Genomic DNA, 15,778 nt, shown 5'->3' on the forward strand with positions numbered 1-15,778 from the left:
GGATTTATGGAAAGCAAAGACGCTAAAAGTTTACTGGAAAAGTACTCGAATGGAAATTGCAGCCCGGAAGAAAAGGCTATTGTAGAAAGTTGGTACCTTAATGCGTCTTTGCAGGCAAATGATGACGATCTGGATACACCGGATTTTAAAAAAGCAGATGAAAAACTGCAATCGCGTTTGGGCATTGCGCCTAAAGGATTTGTTAAATTATGGCCGCGTATCGCAGCGGCAGCTTCTATAATATTGATTGTTGGTGCAGGCTTATCTTATTATTTGCAAAAACCTGCAAAAAAAATGGAGATTGTTTATGCCAATGATATTGCTCCAGGTAAACACACGGCTACTTTGACTTTGTCGAACGGAAAGAAAATCATATTACAGGATGCCTCTACCGGAGAACTGGCCAATCAATCTGGTGTAAGTATCACTAAAACTGCAGATGGACAGGTGGTCTATCATGTGAAAAATGCAAAAGCCACTGGCCATGCGGCTTACAACACGCTTTCAACCGCTAATGGAGAACAATATCAGATAGAACTGCCAGATGGAACAAAAGTATGGCTTAATGCGGCAACTACTTTGAAATTCCCATTGAGTTTTGCAGGGCTTTCGCAAAGAAATGTCGAGCTCAATGGTGAGGCTTATTTTGAAGTTTCCAAAGACAAGCATAAACCTTTTATTGTACACTCGGAGCGGCAAAATGTTGAAGTACTGGGTACACATTTTAACATTAATACTTATGCGGATGAACCTCTTATTAAAACGACTTTACTGGAAGGATCTGTAAAAGTGAATTCGGGTAGTATCCTGAAACCTGGCGAACAATCTGCTCTGGATAAAGCTGGTGCTATTAAAATAGCAAAGGTAGACCTGGAGGAAGCCATAGCCTGGAAGAAGGGGTATTTTGAGTTCAATGACGAGAATGTATACGAGATTATGCGTAAGGTGGCACGCTGGTACAATGTAGAGGTGGTGTATGAAGGAAGTATACCTCTCGATGCGATGGAAGGAACCATGTCCCGTTTCCAGAGTGTATCGAAAGTTCTTGAAATTATGCAAAGTACCGGTCTGGTGAAATTTAGAATAGAGGGCAAAAAGATTTACGTGTCTAAAACCTAGACTAAAGAGCTCTGAATAAAATATTTAACCAAATAATTTAACCTTTAATCCAATGAACATGAAGAAAGAACTACTACGACGGTATTCATAACCAAACAGAGAGGGGCCTAAAAAACAAAACGTGAAAGTGTTCGTACCACTTCCACGCTAAATGTCCGGGTCACCCTTACCGGGATTTTCATCCTGATAAAAACTAACAGAATCTAGTAATAACCCAAACAGAACAAAAGTATGAATTTAAATGCTTTTCACAAGATGGCAGGGCCTGGACAGGGCATGCTGTCGAAAATCATGTTCGTTATGCGAATCACCACATTTTTATTATTTGCGGCCCTCATGCAGGTGAGTGCTGCCGGGCGTGCACAGAAAATAACACTCTCTGAAAAAAATGCATCCCTTAAAAAGGTCATAGAGAAGATCCGGGAGCGGAGCGGCTATGATTTCTTCTATGTAAAAGACAATTTGAAAGGTGCTAAACCTGTTAATGTAGAATTGAAAAATGCATCTATGCAGGAAACTCTGGATGCTCTGTTTGCAGAGCAACCTCTAAGTTATGAGCTTAAAGACAGGGTGGTTGTGATCAAGTTAAAAGAGAAATCTTTCCTGGATCGGATTGTTGCCGTATTTACAACAAAAGATGTCGTAGGGCGTATTGTTGATGAAAATGGCATTCCTGTGCCTGGTGCAAGTGTTAAGGTGAAGAACAGTTCAAAAGGTACCGTAACAGATATCGATGGAAAGTTCCAGCTTACGCTGGTTAAAGGAGATGTATTGCTGATCAGTTATGTGGGATTTGAAACTAAAGAAATTACCTACACGGAGGAGAGCTCATTGAACATTACACTGAAACAAGTTAACAATGCCTTGGGAGAGGTTGTTGTAATTGGTTATGGGACACAAAAGAAAGTTAACCTTACAGGCTCGGTAGCCAGCATTTCTGCAAAAGAGATTGAGGACTTACCGGCAACGAACATAACCAATTCACTGGCTGGCCGTTTACCAGGTTTAGTTGCAACGAATTCAAGCGGCAGGCCTGGATCTGGTTCAAATTTACAGATTCGGGGAATAAGTACTCTGAACAATAACAGTACGCTGATTGTGGTTGACGGTATTGTACGCACAGATGGATTTGATGCAATTAATGCAACGGATGTGGCGAGTATTACTATACTTAAAGATGCGGCCTCTACCGCTGTTTATGGGGCAAGGGCAGCAAATGGGGTAATTTTGATTACCACTAAAAGGGGTGTTGCCGGGAAGCCTGAAATTTCTTACACGGGGGTTTACGGTTTACAAAATCCAACCTATTACCCTCAGCTTTTATCGGCCTTTGATTATGGAACTTTGAGGAACCAGGGATTACTTAACGCAGGATATGACCCTAAGAACCCTACTCAAGCCTCCAATTTCTTTACACAGGATCAATTAGATAAGTTTAAAGCGAATACTGGGACCACTAACTGGTATGATGCAACTTTTAAAAAGAACAGCCCGCAAAACCAGCATACATTAACGGTAAGTGGTGGCAATGATGCGATTAAATATTTCAGCTCTTTAGGTTATTTGTCGCAAAATGGAATGTATGAGAATATTAATTATAAGAGGTATAATTTCCGGTCCAATGTTGATGCCAGGATAAATAGTAACCTGAGTTTATCATTCAACCTGGAAGGGCGTCAGGAAGATAGTAAAACTCCGGGTGCTGATGCCAATAAAATTTTCTATGATGTCATCAGGCAAAAGCCAACTATAATTGCTTATTGGCCCAATGGATTGCCTGTCAACACGAATGGCGAGCACCCAGTGGAAGAAATCCGTTCATCGGGCTATGGTAAACAGAGAACTAATGCTTATGTGGGGACGGTCTCTGCAGAGCAGAAACTGCCGTTTATAACACCTGGTTTATCTGTTAAAGGATTGGCTTCCATTTTTACTTCTAATGTAACGTCTAAAAATTTTATTTTACCATATAGTATGTATGATGAAGATGCCAAGGGTAATGTAATCAATACAAAAAAAGTTGGTGGGGTAACTTCTTTAGATCAACAGGTTACGCAAACCAATAATTATACCCTTAATTTATCTGTTAATTATGCCCGGACTTTTAAAAAACATGAAGTTAGTGCCATGTTATTGGGAGAGCAGTTTCAATCAACCGGAAATTTTCAGGACGCCTATAAAGCAGACTTTATATCTAATATAAAAGATGAATTTTTTGCCAGTGGTCCTGTTAATCAACAAATTAATGGCTATAGCTTTGTTAATGATACTCGCCGTAGTTTGGTTGGCAGGGTAAACTATGCTTTTGACCATAAATATTTACTGGAAGGTTCGTTCCGGGATGATGGATCATTTCTTTTTGCGCCGGGCAAGCAATGGGGCTTTTTTCCTGCGGTGTCTGTAGGCTGGCGTATATCTGAAGAAGGCTTTTTTAAAGCAGCTTCGGGATTGAATTTTATTAATAATTTAAAAATCAGGGCTTCGAAGGGGCTTGTTGGTAATGACAGGGTGAATCCTTACCAATATTCGGAATCATATGTGATTAATACTCAAGGTGGCCCGTCTTTTAATAACACAGCAGCATCTCTGATTAACTATGGTGTGTATGCTAACCCCAATATCACCTGGGAAAAACAGAATAGTAATAACCTGGGGTTTGATGCCGACCTTTTCAATTCTAAGCTGAATGTTTCATTTGATTATTTTAACCGGACTACAAGTAATATACTTCAGCCGCAGACGCTCTCCATTCCTGCCACTTTTGGCCGTACCTTGCCTGCAGTAAATTACGCGCAGGTGAAGAGTAATGGCGGTGAATTGAGCATTGGGTATGCAAATACTGCCGGACGCGTATCCTATAATATGCGTTTAACGGGAAGTTATTCAACCAATAAGGTGACCAAAATTGACGACCCTGCCAATGCACTTGATTTTCAAAAACAACTGGGACGGCCTGTGGGATTTGTTGCGGGTTATGACGCAATTGGTATTTTTAAAACGGATGCTGAGGCAAAAAGCTGGTATGGTGGTAAAGAGTTTGGATACACTACGCAGGCTGGAGACGTCAAATATGCAGATGTAAATGGCGATGGCTCTATATCTACGGCAGATCAAAAAGTTCTTGCCAGCGATGGTAATACACCGAGGATCATTTATGGTTTATCGGGTGGTGTAAGCTGGAAAGGGTTCGCTTTTAACTTTTTAATCCAGGGGGCAGCGAATCGAAATGTATTGCTTACAGGTACGGGCCGCACTTTATTTACCGGTGGCGGTTCGAGTAACGGTTTTAATTATCTGAAAGATTCCTGGTCGCCATCTAACCCGGATGCGCAATATCCACTGGCATGGGTTGACGCTAATCCGGTTAATAACAGGGATTCGCGGATTTGGCTTAAAAGTGGTTCTTATGCGCGTCTTAAGTCGGCCGATTTTGGGTACACCTTTAATAGTGATAAGCTTAAATCATTTGGCATAAAGGGTTTAAGAGTGTTTGTTTCGGGAACCAATCTGTTGACAGTTGCTCCATTTAAGGAGTTTGACCCCGAGGCAGGAGTTGGAACAGGGGCTTATTACCCGCAACAGCGCGTTTTCGCTTTAGGTGTTAATCTTGGTCTTTAATCAGTAATTTAAATTGTTATGAAAATCAGCAACATTAATTATATTTTTCTTCTTTTATGTGCAGGTATGATCAGTTTATCAGCTTGCAAAAAGAATTTCTTGAGTGTAAACAATCCTGCGGCTATATCAGATCAGGATGTTTACAAAGATGCTTCATTATTGAGGCTTTTGGTGAATGGGATATATAATGACCGCCCGGGTTGGGATTACAATACCTATAACAATATCACTGATGAAGCACGAAGTAATTATCCTGGTGGGCCAAATTCTATATTGGTAGGCAATTGGGATGCTGTAAATAACCCTATGGGGGTATACGAAACCAGTTATGTGAGTATCAGGAAAATGAATGAATTTTTTAGCAAGATCCCAGCCTCAACTATCGATGCTGCTACTAAAACAGAACTTTCTGCAGAAGTTTACTTTCTTCGGGCGTTTGCTTATTTGGATCTGGTTAAAAGATATGGTGGCGTTCCGCTAATTGATAAGCCTCAAGCACTGACAGATGATCTGTTTATACCCAGGAGTACAATAGATCAAACTTTTAGTTTCATTCTTGCCGATCTGGAAAAGGCTATTGCTGATCTGCCGGCTGCTGCACCAAGGGGGATGGCTACAAAAGGGGCTGCTATGGCGTTAAAGGGCAGGGTATTGTTATATGCGGCGAGCCCTTTATATGCTTCATCTAATAGTACAGCAAGCTGGGCTGCTGCTGCTGCTGCAAATAAAGCGGTGATGGATTTGGGCACTTATCAATTGTTTCCCGACTTGACTAAGCTTTGGTTAAATACCCCAAATAAGGAGAGCATTTTTGAAATTGATTATTCCATACCGCAAAAGCAAACCGGACTTGATGCTAAAGTAAAACCTGTAATTTTGGCAAATAACGATGCCGGACAGCTTTCTCCTACGCAGGATCTTGTTAATGCGTTTCCTATGGCAAATGGAAAAGCGATCACAGACCCTACTTCTGGTTACGATCCTGGTAATCCTTATATTGGCCGGGATAGTAGGTTCTATGCATATATCGCCTATAATGGGACTATGATGACAGGAACCACCAGTGGCCCGCCGCTTAAAACAATCACTTTGCAAATATATGATGGTGGCCGTGATTTTAACGGTGATCCGGCACTACAGATTTATAATACTATAACCGGTTATTACTGCATAAAGGCGATTAATCCTAATAATACTGTTTATACCTATGGAAGTGGGAGCGACCAGCCATTTATGGATATCCGCTATGCGGAGGTATTGTTAAATTATGCGGAAGCCCAGAATGAAGCTTCGGGCCCGGATCAGTCTGTTTATAATGCAATAAATTTAGTAAGAAGTCGCGCCGGGATTACTCAGCCTGTTACCGGGTTGAATCAGGTGCAAGTGCGGAACCTAATTATTAATGAAAGGTTTGTTGAATTTTGCTTTGAAGACAAAAGGTATTGGGATTTGAGAAGATGGAAACTAGCCGCTACTGTTATTAACAACAGAAAGGCTTTGGGTGCCTTTATTACAAAGAATGCAAATAATACATTTTCTTATCAGTATGTATCTGTTGATCCTCAAAACATGGTATTTTTAGATAAAATGTATTTTATGCCGATTCCGTTCAGTGAATTAACTAAAAACAAAAACCTGGTTCAAAATCCAGGCTGGCAATAGGATATTGAAGATAAAAAAGAGCCCTTCCTAAGAAGGGTTCTTTTTTATCTTCAATAACGAGATTTTTTATCTGATCGAATATAGATATAGTAAGAATACTACATGAAGATAGTGATCTTTTGCATTGTGACCGATGCCCCGGAATTCTATCTTTATTACCTGGGGAGTATATTCTGTTCCTGCTTATGTACCAAAAGGACAATATGCAGAATAGTATCAGTATTGGTTGCAAACGAATGCTTTTAATGGGGATGTAGCTAAATATTATAAACGGGTATTTGGAGATAAAACCTATTATGATTTGGCAAAGGATTTTAAAGCGGAATTATATAACCCGGATGAATGGGCGCAGCTTATTGAAAAATCAGGAGCCAAATATGTGGTTCCTGTTGCTAAACATCATGATGGTTTTTGCTGGTGGCCAAATAAATATGCCAATGAGGCCTGGGGATTTCCTTGGACTGCAATGGATGTGGGGCCTAGACGAGATTTGCTGGGAGAGTTGTTTGTTGCTATAAAAAAGACATCGGTAAAGGCTGGTGTATATTTTTCATGGTATGAGTGGTTTAATCCTTTATATAAATCAAACCCGGAAAAATATGCTTTAGAGCAGGCTATACCTCAGATACTTGTGTTGCTCTTAAATGATCTGGTGAGCAGAGGAGGAAACTACTTTTAGTATTAAATGCTGAAATCCAGACGGTACTTGAATTTATACCTAATATTACTGTAATCTGTGATTTTGCTTACATAGAAACTAATAGGCACACCATAATCTGTTTTGGAATAGGTACCTCCTGCGAGTAAGGCTTTTGTAAACAGACTTACTCGGTCATAACCCTGAGCGGTTTGGATTCGGCTAACCTCATCCGTTTTAAAGCCACGCATATAGATTGTAATGACTGCTTCCTGGAGTATTTTTTTATCTTCTGCACTTTCCTTGCCTGTTTGTACGGCTTGGAAAGCTGCTTTAATTTCCTGGAAAGCAGCGTCAGACTCTATGGCTATGATGGCTGTGCGTCCATAAATGACATCATTTACATAGACAGGATCTCCTGAGATGGAGGCAGGATCGATACCACTTTCAAAAATTTTATAGTCGCTGGCAGGGAAGTCAACGGCTATATCAAACAGAGCAAATTCATAATTTACATAAAATCCGGTTTTCTTTTTAATATGTCCTTTATCTCCTGCCTTGTGGATAACCAAACTTGAAAAATCCCAGTTCTTTCTGGTTGACATGGTGATTTCACTATAGTTCCTGAATTCAGTACCATTGCTATATGTAAAGCTGTTGATCTGTTTCCCATCTGTCTTTAGGGATGTCTTGATAAAATCGGTTGTACCAGACAATGAAGGGATGAGTTTGGTCATAAAGGGATCGAAACTGGGAGAAGAACTAAAAATTACCAAAGGATTTTGTTTATATCCGCTAAAGGTAAATGACTTATAGCCTGAGGTTGCTATACTGTTGCCCTGGAGTAAAGCACCGGGAAATATAACAGTGTTTTCTGTGGCTGGAAAAGATAATGCTGCTTCTGCAAAATCGTCTCGCATTTGTACTTTAAATGAGATACCGGCGCTGTCTGCCCAGATACTGTCGGAGAGCGCAGTATAAAATCCGTTTTTTTGCACAACAGATCTAATGGAATCAATTTTAAATGTTTTAGTACTGGCAATTGGTTTAACCGGGGGTGGAGTGGTTGGAGGTGGGGGCGTGGGTTCAATTTTGTCTCCCTTTTTACAAGCAATGAATAATGTAGAGAACAATAAGAAGAGTGTAAAATAATGTTTCATAGATAGAGAGGTTTAATACTACTAATATTTAAGTGATTGGGTAAATGATGTTTGCAAATATGCAATTTTAAATATTATGTCAATGTTAAACTTGTAATTATGGTGCTAGGCGAGAGTTTGAAAACCAATGAATTGGCAAGGGATTCCGGCGGCTGCCAATCAGACAAATTGAGAATGATATGTAAAAAAATAGTTTCTTTATGTTAACAAATGAATCCGATCCTACTCTAACTACTTAGATAATTTATAGAGATGACAAGAGAAAAGTATTTTAAGTACCCGCAGTTGAATGGTAGGAAAAGATTGATCTTCATAGTTTGCTTTTTAGCAGTTTCTGTTAATGTTTTTGGTCAGAAAAGGATGGGAGTGATGAAAGACAAATACCAATGGCTTTCTTTTAAATGGCATGGAGACCGTGTTAGCGGAAGGTATTTTGATAAATTAGCTATCATGCTGCCCGTTAAAATAAATGACTTGAAAGGGAACTTTATAGCGCAATTTGACTTAGGGGCGAACGAAAGCATTCTATATGGTAATGCCCTTAAAAATTATTTCCCGAGCCAGAAATATTTGTATGGGCTCCTTGATACTGCCCAAAAGGCCGTATCTGATGCTGGGATAATTAGTTACCCATCAAAAAATATCAATCTAAGTGTTGGAGCGTACCCTGAAAAGAATTTCTATTTTTTAGAAAATTATGGAGATGAAATTCCTAAAGACTCTTTATTAAGCCCTTCTGAAAAGCATATGGGTACAATTGGTGCTAACTTTACCAAGGACAAAGTTTTAATTATGGATTTGCCAAACCATAAAATATGTATTTTGGACACGATGGATAATTACTGGGCATCAAAGGTTTCATTTGTTGATTGCAGGGTGATGAAAAACCGGATTCAGTTGCCTCTAACGATAAATGGAAAAGCAGAATGGATCATGTTTGATACCGGTGCGAGTATATTTCCTCTTTTTACTAATAAGGAACTTTGGGATACAATGACTGATCTTAAAGAGAAACCCGATACATTACAGGTAAATTCATGGGGTGAAAAAGTAGTTTGTTATGGTGCGACAATTGTTTCAGATGTTTATCTGGGTGGCCATAAGCTACATAAAGCAAAAGCATGGTATACAGAGAACAAACGGCTGCTGGATTTTTATAGAGATGAGGGGACCGCTGGTACAACGGGTAATGCTTATTTTTTTAATGATATCATTGTAATTGACTTTAAGAACAAGAAATTTGGTGTTGTTAAATAGTTATATAAGTTATTGGGAGGTCTTTAAATCAATACTGACCGCTACTTGAAATATTTAGAAAATAGTAAACCCTGCTGTCCATCCAATCCAACCCTTTAATTTAGGGTTGGATAAATTAAACTGGTCCTTGCGCTGAATCATATCGGCGTAACCAGGATTGAGTGCAACTTGATCGCTATAATAAATATTTAAAGATGGGCCTGTTGTGATTCTGAGGCCATTGGTAAGCCTGAAATTTAAGTCCAGATCAAAACGGTTTAAAAGATTGATGTCTTTCCAGTTGCCCAGATAAAGGTATCTGCAGCTCAGTTCAGGACTCAAACTGAGCATTTTGCCCATATTGATCACTTTTCCTAAACCTGCACCAAAGAGGTACTGTTTTTCTTCTTTTTTAAGGTTCATGCCACCTAGCAGTGAAGTGTAAAGGTTGTTGTTTCCGGTTTTTAGAGCTAGATTCAATGTCGTCGTTTCATTGGTACTGATATTGATGCGTTGAAAGCCATTGCTGATCAGATTAAGTAAACCTAAACTATATCCGGTTGAAGAGTGCGCTACATTGATCAAGCCGAACTGAAAACCGCTAAGTTGATCTGCCTGGTTTAAAATACCGGACATTTGCAATCCACTTGACTTACCGTGGACCGTATTAAATATTCCGGCCAATTGAACACCTGTCCGGCTGCCTTTGACATCGTTGTAAACACCAGCCAGCTGAAGGCCATCGGCTTTGCCACCGTTGATGTTAAATATGCCCGCCAGCTGCACGCCGCGCATATTCATTTTATTGAGATTGAAAATGCCACCAACTTCAACACCATCTACACCGGCACTGTACCCACCAATAACATTGAGCGATATTTCATTTACAATCTGCCCGCTGAAATTGCCATGCGTATTGATTGCAGGCGTTAAAGAAGCCTGGTAGGGTGCAGTTGAAATCATGTTTCCAAGATTGAGCGCATGTATACGTTGCTTAGAGGAGATCAGGAATTGAGCGAGGCCATTAGTGATCAGATCTCCAGGATCTTCAGATATTTCTTCTGTTCTTATGGTTTTTCCAGATGGTTGTATTTTTACTTCCAGTAAATAATAAGTGGTCAGTTCCTTGTAATTCTCTTTGCTGATGCGGAGTGCTATGGGTTGATTAATATGTGAAAGACTAATTTCAAAATATCCGTTTTCGTCGGTCAATGTGGCTTGCGCCAGGTTTCTTTCATAGACACTTGCATCGCGGATTTTTTGTCTGGTATGCTCATCTATCACGTAACCTTTTATCGTATATTTTTCCTGGTCACCCCAGGCTTTATCTAGTACAAGAGAGAGGCGTTTGGGCGCGTAGCGCAGGATAATGAAATTTCGGGTTTCAGAATAGTCATACCGTTCGTCTAGTAATTTGTCTAGTACTTCATTTATACTCAGTTCCGTACACTGAAAATTGACCAGACTGTCTTGGGGGATGATCTTGCTTTGATAAGAAAACAGCAAGCCTGCTTTTTCCTCTATCTGGGTCATCACCTTTCCTAATGGTTGATTCTGACTGCGAACCGAAATGGTTCGATGTAGCAAAGACTGGGCTGTGGCTGTCAGATGAAGTCCAGTCAGGGTGGTCAGGAGCAAAAAAAAGAAAGGAAGATGATAAAATGAAAACTTCATGGAGCGTCTTTTATTTTAGCAGAATCTGTTGATTTTTATATTCTACCCGGATTTTAAATGTCTCTTTAATCACTTGTATGATTTCTTCCAGCGACTGATTTTTGAAATCGGCTGTAATCTCTTTGTTTTTTAAAGCATTTGTACTGATCACAATATTTTTGTGATGGATTTCATTCAGGATGTCGACAAGTTCCTGGAGAGGAGTATGTTCGCATTCCAGTTCATTGGTTCTGTAATAGTTGTACAATTTGCTGTGGGTTTTTTCTTTAGACAGTCTGGTTTGATCTTTGTCTATTGTACTTTGTTCTCCGGCATGTAGTTCTACAGTTTTGTTTCCCCTGCTCACCTGTACAATGCCTGTTTCAACTACTACAATGGTTTTGTTGTTTCTGTTTTTTACGTTAAAAGAAGTGCCGACTACTTTAACCGCGATCTCATTTACGGTAATAACAAAGGGTTTTTCTTTATCTGGTGTGACTTTAAAAAAAGCTTCCCCTGTTAATTTTACCGGTCTGTCCTTACCTCTAAAGACGCTTGAATAGATGATTTCTGAATTTTTGTTCAATGTGATCTCTGAACCGTCGGGCAACACTTTGTGGACTATATCTGCATGGCTTTGTACGGTTAAAAGTGCTGGATTGTGGAAATAATAAGAAGCAAACCAGCCAAGGCCGCCGATCAGCAGGATGGCAGCGGCAATACGGAGCCACGAATTGTTAAAACTTTTGCGTTTTTGAACAACAGGTGTGTTTAAGTTTAGGCGGTGTTCCAATTTAGTCCAGGCAGCAGATTCTTCTTCCTCACTGCCCTCCGCGAGGCTGGCACTTTCTTCCCAGATGAGTTGCAGCCCGTTCAAATATTGCTGGTTTTCCTTGCTTTCTCTGAGCCATGTTTCTACTTGCTGAACTTCTTCTGCATTTGCTTCCTTCATCAGGTATTTGACCAGGAGGCCATCGTTTATGGTATCGTTGTTGTTCATGGTATTACATTAAATACAGTAGGAGGATAATCAGTGGAAGGAATTCGACGAGTTTAATTCTCAAGACCTTCAATGCTTTTCCCATTTGATTTTCAACTGTTTTTATAGAGATGTTCAGTGCATCTGCAATTTGCTGATATTTAAGCTGCTCAAAACGGCTCATCTGAAAAATGGTGCGGCATTGCTCCGGTAATTCGGCAATGGCACGCTGGATATGCTGGTTCAATTCATTGGCAAGTATTTGATGACTAAGGTTGAGTTCTCTTTGTTCCATTTGCTGAGTCTGATAAGCCTGAAATGTGTTTTTAACTTTCTGATGGCGGAGCTGGCTTAAACTTTCATTATATACCGAACGATAAAGCAGGGGTTGCAGTGCGCCTTCGAGTCTTAGCTGGCCTCTTCGTTCCCAAATTTTGCAAAACACCTGTTGTACAATTTCTTCTGCGTCTTCATTGTCTTTGACGAAAGTATATGCATAGATGCGCAGCTTTTTGTAGAACTTACGAAAAGTTGTTTCAAATGCGTTTTTATCTCCGGCTCTGATGCGTTCCAGAAGTTGATGATCATTGTATTCCATGGAGAGCTTGTTCGCTGTGTTGTTCTTTAGACTACTAATATATTTAAACACCTGCTTTTTTTTCTGATTTTCTTTTAGCAATGTGGTCTGGGCTTGCAAAAATGTAATATAATTTTTTGCTCAAGCTATGGCTCTGTCTAACATCAGTAATGATGTCCTGAAATTCATGTATGTTAAGGTATATCGGATCAATTTTACTTTTTAGCGGACTGGTAATGCCGTATTTTGGCTTTTCCACTTCGTATTGGAATGTTCCAAACAAGTGGTCCCAGATCATAAACACGGCTCCAAAGTTCTTGTCGAGGTATTTTTCCTGGCTGCCGTGGTGTACACGGTGGTTGGAAGGTGTGCCCAGGTACTTTTCTGTAAAAGGACCGAGTTTGCCAATAGCTTCAGTATGTACCCAAAACTGATACAAGAGGCTGAGTTGATTGGCTACGAAAAAGATCACCGGATGTACGCCGGTAAGGAGTAATGGAATAAAAAAGATCACTTTTGTATACTGGAACCAGCTTTGCCTGAAATTGACGGTTAAATTGTAGTGATCTGCGGAATGATGGACTACGTGTGATGCCCAGAAAAAACGGCAAAAATGCGAAATCCGGTGTGTCCAGTAGCTGCAAAAATCATAGATGATAAAACAAGGGATCAATGTCCACCAATTGAATGACATCCGGTAGGGAAGTGCATTGTATAACCAAACTGCGCCATAAAGCATAATGGTCTTCATAGCGAGATTGATCAGCAGGTTTCCGGCGCCTACAAACAGGGATCCCAGTGTTTCTTTAGATTCGTAATTTTTCCTTTCTAAAAAATAAGAGACGAAAAATTCAACTATGGTGATGAGAAGCACCAGGGGCAGCACATATACAACAATATCAGGTGCTTTCTTTTCCAGGTTACTGATTTCGGTAAAGGCGATTTCAGGTGCAAAAAATAGGTTCTTAAGAGAATTTGTGAAGTCTAAGATGGGATTCATAGGTTATTGGGTTTAACTTACATGAGGCTTTTTTTGTCCTTTGTAAGTTGTTACGCCCAATAGTGGTTTTACCCCTATGTCTGCTCTGATTTTTTTTCTTCATTCAGCTTTTTAGGGCTGAATGAAGCTTTTTATTTTAAAATAAACTGTCCAGGATATTATCTTCTACCTGGTTTGCCAGGGTAACTTCCAGTGAAGGTGTCCTTTCCATCTCTCTTTTGATGGCAAAATTGGCTTCTGAATTTCTTGCCCAGCTGCGTCTGGCAATGCCATTGTTTACATCAAAAAACAACATGCTTTTTAATTTTACATCAGCTTCAGGGGAACCATCAAGGACCATTCCGAAACCGCCATTGATCACTTCTCCCCAGCCTACGCCACCTCCATTGTGTATAGAAACCCAGGTCGCTCCGCGGAAACTATCGCCGATGACATTCTGTATGGCCATATCTGCGGTATACCGGCTACCATCGTAAATATTGCTGGTTTCTCTGAAAGGAGAATCTGTACCGCTTACATCATGATGGTCACGGCCCAGAACAACAGGAGCAGTGAGCTTACCGTTTTTAACCAGTTGGTTAAACCGTTCTGCAATTTTTGCCCGGCCTTCTGCATCTGCGTACAGGATCCTGGCCTGAGAACCCACCACGAGTTTGTTTTTGGAGGCCTCTCTGATCCAGGTAATATTGTCTTGCAGTTGTTGCTGAATTTCTGCCGGGGCGGTCTCTTTAATTTCCTCCATCACCTGTTGTGCAATCTGGTCTGTTAGGGCCAGGTCGGCCTCCTTTCCAGAAGAACATACCCAGCGAAAAGGGCCAAATCCGTAATCGAAACACATGGGCCCTAGAATATCTTGCACATAAGATGGATACCTGAAATTGATGCCATCTGCAGCCATAATGTCTGCACCGGCACGGCTGCATTCCAATAGGAAAGCGTTGCCATAATCGAAGAAATAGGTGCCTTTAGCAGTGTGTTTGTTAATGGCAGCCGCATGACGGCGAAGGGAATTTTGCACTTGCTCTTTGAAGTTCTCCGGTTCTTCAGCCATCATTCTGTTGGCTTCTTCAAAGCTTAGGCCGACAGGATAATAGCCTCCAGACCATGGATTATGAAGGGATGTTTGATCAGAACCCAACTCTACATACAGGTTTGCTTCGGCAAAGCCCTCCCAAACATCTACCACATTACCAATATAAGCGAGTGAGACCGTTTCTTTTTTGGTTCTGGCGAGGTTGACTCTTTCTATGAGCTCAGGAAGATTTTCCAGGATTTCATCTACCCAACCTTGTTCATGGCGTTTTCTTGCCGCACTTGGGTTGACCTCTGCGCACACTGTAATGCAGCCAGCTATATTGCCAGCTTTGGTTTGTGCGCCACTCATACCGCCTAATCCAGCTGTCAGAAAGATTTTTCCAGCCGGTGGCTCATTCGTTTTTAATTGTTTGCGGAAAGCATTCATCACGGTAATAGCTGTTCCATGAACAATACCTTGCGGGCCTATATACATATAGGAACCTGCGGTCATCTGTCCGTATTGGGTAACACCTAGCGCATTGTATTTCTCCAGATCGTCGGGTTTGGAATAATTTGGAACCATCATTCCGTTTGTGACCACCACGCGAGGTGCATTTGCAGATGACGGGAATAAACCCATCGGGTGTCCGCTATACATATGTAAAGTTTGTTCGCCTGTCATTTTACTCAGGTATTGCATGGTGAGCAGGTATTGCGCCCAGTTTTGAAACACGGCACCATTGCCCCCGTAGGTAATTAGTTCCTGAGGATGTTGTGCAACAGCGGGATCCAGGTTGTTCTGGATCATCAGCATAATACAGGCTGCATGTTGGTTTTTTGCCGGATAAGCAGAAAGGGGACGGGCATACATCTGGTAATCTGGCCGGAACCGGTACATATAAATGCGGCCGTAAGTATTTAATTCTTCCAGGAATTCTACAGCCAATTCTGCATGCCATGCTTCAGGAAAATATCTTAAAGCATTACGCAGACTGAGTTTCTTTTCTTCGGGGTTGAGTATATCTTTTCTTTTAGGCGCATGATTGGCCTTGGTATCGTAAGGTTTTGCAGGGGGTAAATTTTGCGGAATGCCTTGTAAGATTTCGTCTTGAAAGTTCAT

11 protein-coding genes are annotated in these 15,778 nt (G+C 40.7%); 5 read left to right on the plus strand and 6 right to left on the minus strand.

Annotation, left to right across the window (positions count from 1 at the left end):
* Window positions 1-6: 6 nt before the first annotated feature.
* The 4 genes from R2S08_RS15685 to R2S08_RS15700 all read left to right on the plus strand — a co-directional run bounded on the left by R2S08_RS15685 (window position 7) and on the right by R2S08_RS15700 (window position 7,078).
* Window positions 7-1,119, plus strand: a complete 1,113-nt coding sequence (locus tag R2S08_RS15685) for a FecR family protein (RefSeq protein ID WP_316836035.1) — start codon at window positions 7-9, stop codon at window positions 1,117-1,119.
* A 231-nt stretch (window positions 1,120-1,350) separates the two neighbouring features.
* Window positions 1,351-4,737 (plus strand): TonB-dependent receptor, encoded by a 3,387-nt coding sequence (locus tag R2S08_RS15690; RefSeq protein ID WP_316836036.1) that lies wholly within the window; start codon window positions 1,351-1,353, stop codon window positions 4,735-4,737.
* A gap of 18 nt (window positions 4,738-4,755) precedes the next feature.
* Entirely contained in the window at window positions 4,756-6,399 is a 1,644-nt protein-coding gene (locus tag R2S08_RS15695) for a RagB/SusD family nutrient uptake outer membrane protein (RefSeq protein ID WP_316836037.1), read from the plus strand.
* 226 nt (window positions 6,400-6,625) lie between these two features.
* Window positions 6,626-7,078, plus strand: a complete 453-nt coding sequence (locus R2S08_RS15700) for an alpha-L-fucosidase (RefSeq protein ID WP_316836038.1) — start codon at window positions 6,626-6,628, stop codon at window positions 7,076-7,078.
* A 2-nt stretch (window positions 7,079-7,080) separates the two neighbouring features.
* Here R2S08_RS15700 and R2S08_RS15705 read toward each other — a convergent pair whose 3' ends face one another.
* A complete protein-coding gene (locus R2S08_RS15705) occupies window positions 7,081-8,196 on the minus strand; it encodes a thiol-activated cytolysin family protein (RefSeq protein ID WP_316836039.1) in 1,116 nt (371 codons plus the stop codon).
* Window positions 8,197-8,448: 252 nt separating this feature from the next.
* Here R2S08_RS15705 and R2S08_RS15710 point away from each other — a divergent pair, with 252 nt between their 5' ends.
* Window positions 8,449-9,453, plus strand: coding sequence for an aspartyl protease family protein (locus R2S08_RS15710; protein WP_316836040.1), 1,005 nt, complete (start codon window positions 8,449-8,451; stop codon window positions 9,451-9,453).
* A gap of 54 nt (window positions 9,454-9,507) precedes the next feature.
* Here R2S08_RS15710 and R2S08_RS15715 read toward each other — a convergent pair whose 3' ends face one another.
* The 5 genes from R2S08_RS15715 to R2S08_RS15735 form a co-directional block, all read right to left on the minus strand.
* Entirely contained in the window at window positions 9,508-11,106 is a 1,599-nt protein-coding gene (locus R2S08_RS15715; protein ID WP_316836041.1) for a carboxypeptidase-like regulatory domain-containing protein, read from the minus strand.
* A 10-nt stretch (window positions 11,107-11,116) separates the two neighbouring features.
* The gene (locus R2S08_RS15720) at window positions 11,117-12,085 is read right to left on the minus strand and encodes a FecR family protein (protein ID WP_316836042.1); all 969 of its coding nucleotides are present in this window, start codon (window positions 12,083-12,085) and stop codon (window positions 11,117-11,119) included.
* Between the two features lie 4 nt (window positions 12,086-12,089).
* Window positions 12,090-12,713, minus strand: a complete 624-nt coding sequence (locus tag R2S08_RS15725) for an RNA polymerase sigma-70 factor (RefSeq protein WP_316836043.1) — start codon at window positions 12,711-12,713, stop codon at window positions 12,090-12,092.
* Window positions 12,706-13,641, minus strand: coding sequence for a sterol desaturase family protein (locus tag R2S08_RS15730; RefSeq protein WP_316836044.1), 936 nt, complete (start codon window positions 13,639-13,641; stop codon window positions 12,706-12,708). The genes R2S08_RS15725 and R2S08_RS15730 overlap by 8 nt, the downstream gene beginning before the upstream one ends.
* Window positions 13,642-13,777: 136 nt before the next feature.
* Window positions 13,778-15,778 carry a urocanate hydratase gene (locus R2S08_RS15735; protein ID WP_316836045.1) on the minus strand — a complete coding sequence of 667 codons (2,001 nt, stop codon included), beginning with the start codon at window positions 15,776-15,778 and terminating at the stop codon, window positions 13,778-13,780.

Source organism: Pedobacter nutrimenti, from assembly GCF_032678445.1.
Classification (GTDB): Bacteria; Bacteroidota; Bacteroidia; order Sphingobacteriales; family Sphingobacteriaceae; genus Pedobacter; species Pedobacter nutrimenti_A.

Bases quoted from the DNA above. Each gene is read 5' to 3' on its own strand.
- R2S08_RS15685 (WP_316836035.1), top strand. From the start codon at position 7: ATGGAAAGCAAAGACGCTAAAAGTTTACTGGAAAAGTACTCGAATGGA.
- R2S08_RS15690 (WP_316836036.1), top strand. From the start codon at position 1,351: ATGAATTTAAATGCTTTTCACAAGATGGCAGGGCCTGGACAGGGCATG.
- R2S08_RS15695 (WP_316836037.1), top strand. From the start codon at position 4,756: ATGAAAATCAGCAACATTAATTATATTTTTCTTCTTTTATGTGCAGGT.
- R2S08_RS15705 (WP_316836039.1), bottom strand. From the start codon at position 8,196: ATGAAACATTATTTTACACTCTTCTTATTGTTCTCTACATTATTCATT.
- R2S08_RS15710 (WP_316836040.1), top strand. From the start codon at position 8,449: ATGACAAGAGAAAAGTATTTTAAGTACCCGCAGTTGAATGGTAGGAAA.
- R2S08_RS15715 (WP_316836041.1), bottom strand. From the start codon at position 11,106: ATGAAGTTTTCATTTTATCATCTTCCTTTCTTTTTTTTGCTCCTGACC.
- R2S08_RS15720 (WP_316836042.1), bottom strand. From the start codon at position 12,085: ATGAACAACAACGATACCATAAACGATGGCCTCCTGGTCAAATACCTG.
- R2S08_RS15730 (WP_316836044.1), bottom strand. From the start codon at position 13,641: ATGAATCCCATCTTAGACTTCACAAATTCTCTTAAGAACCTATTTTTT.
- R2S08_RS15735 (WP_316836045.1), bottom strand. From the start codon at position 15,778: ATGAACTTTCAAGACGAAATCTTACAAGGCATTCCGCAAAATTTACCC.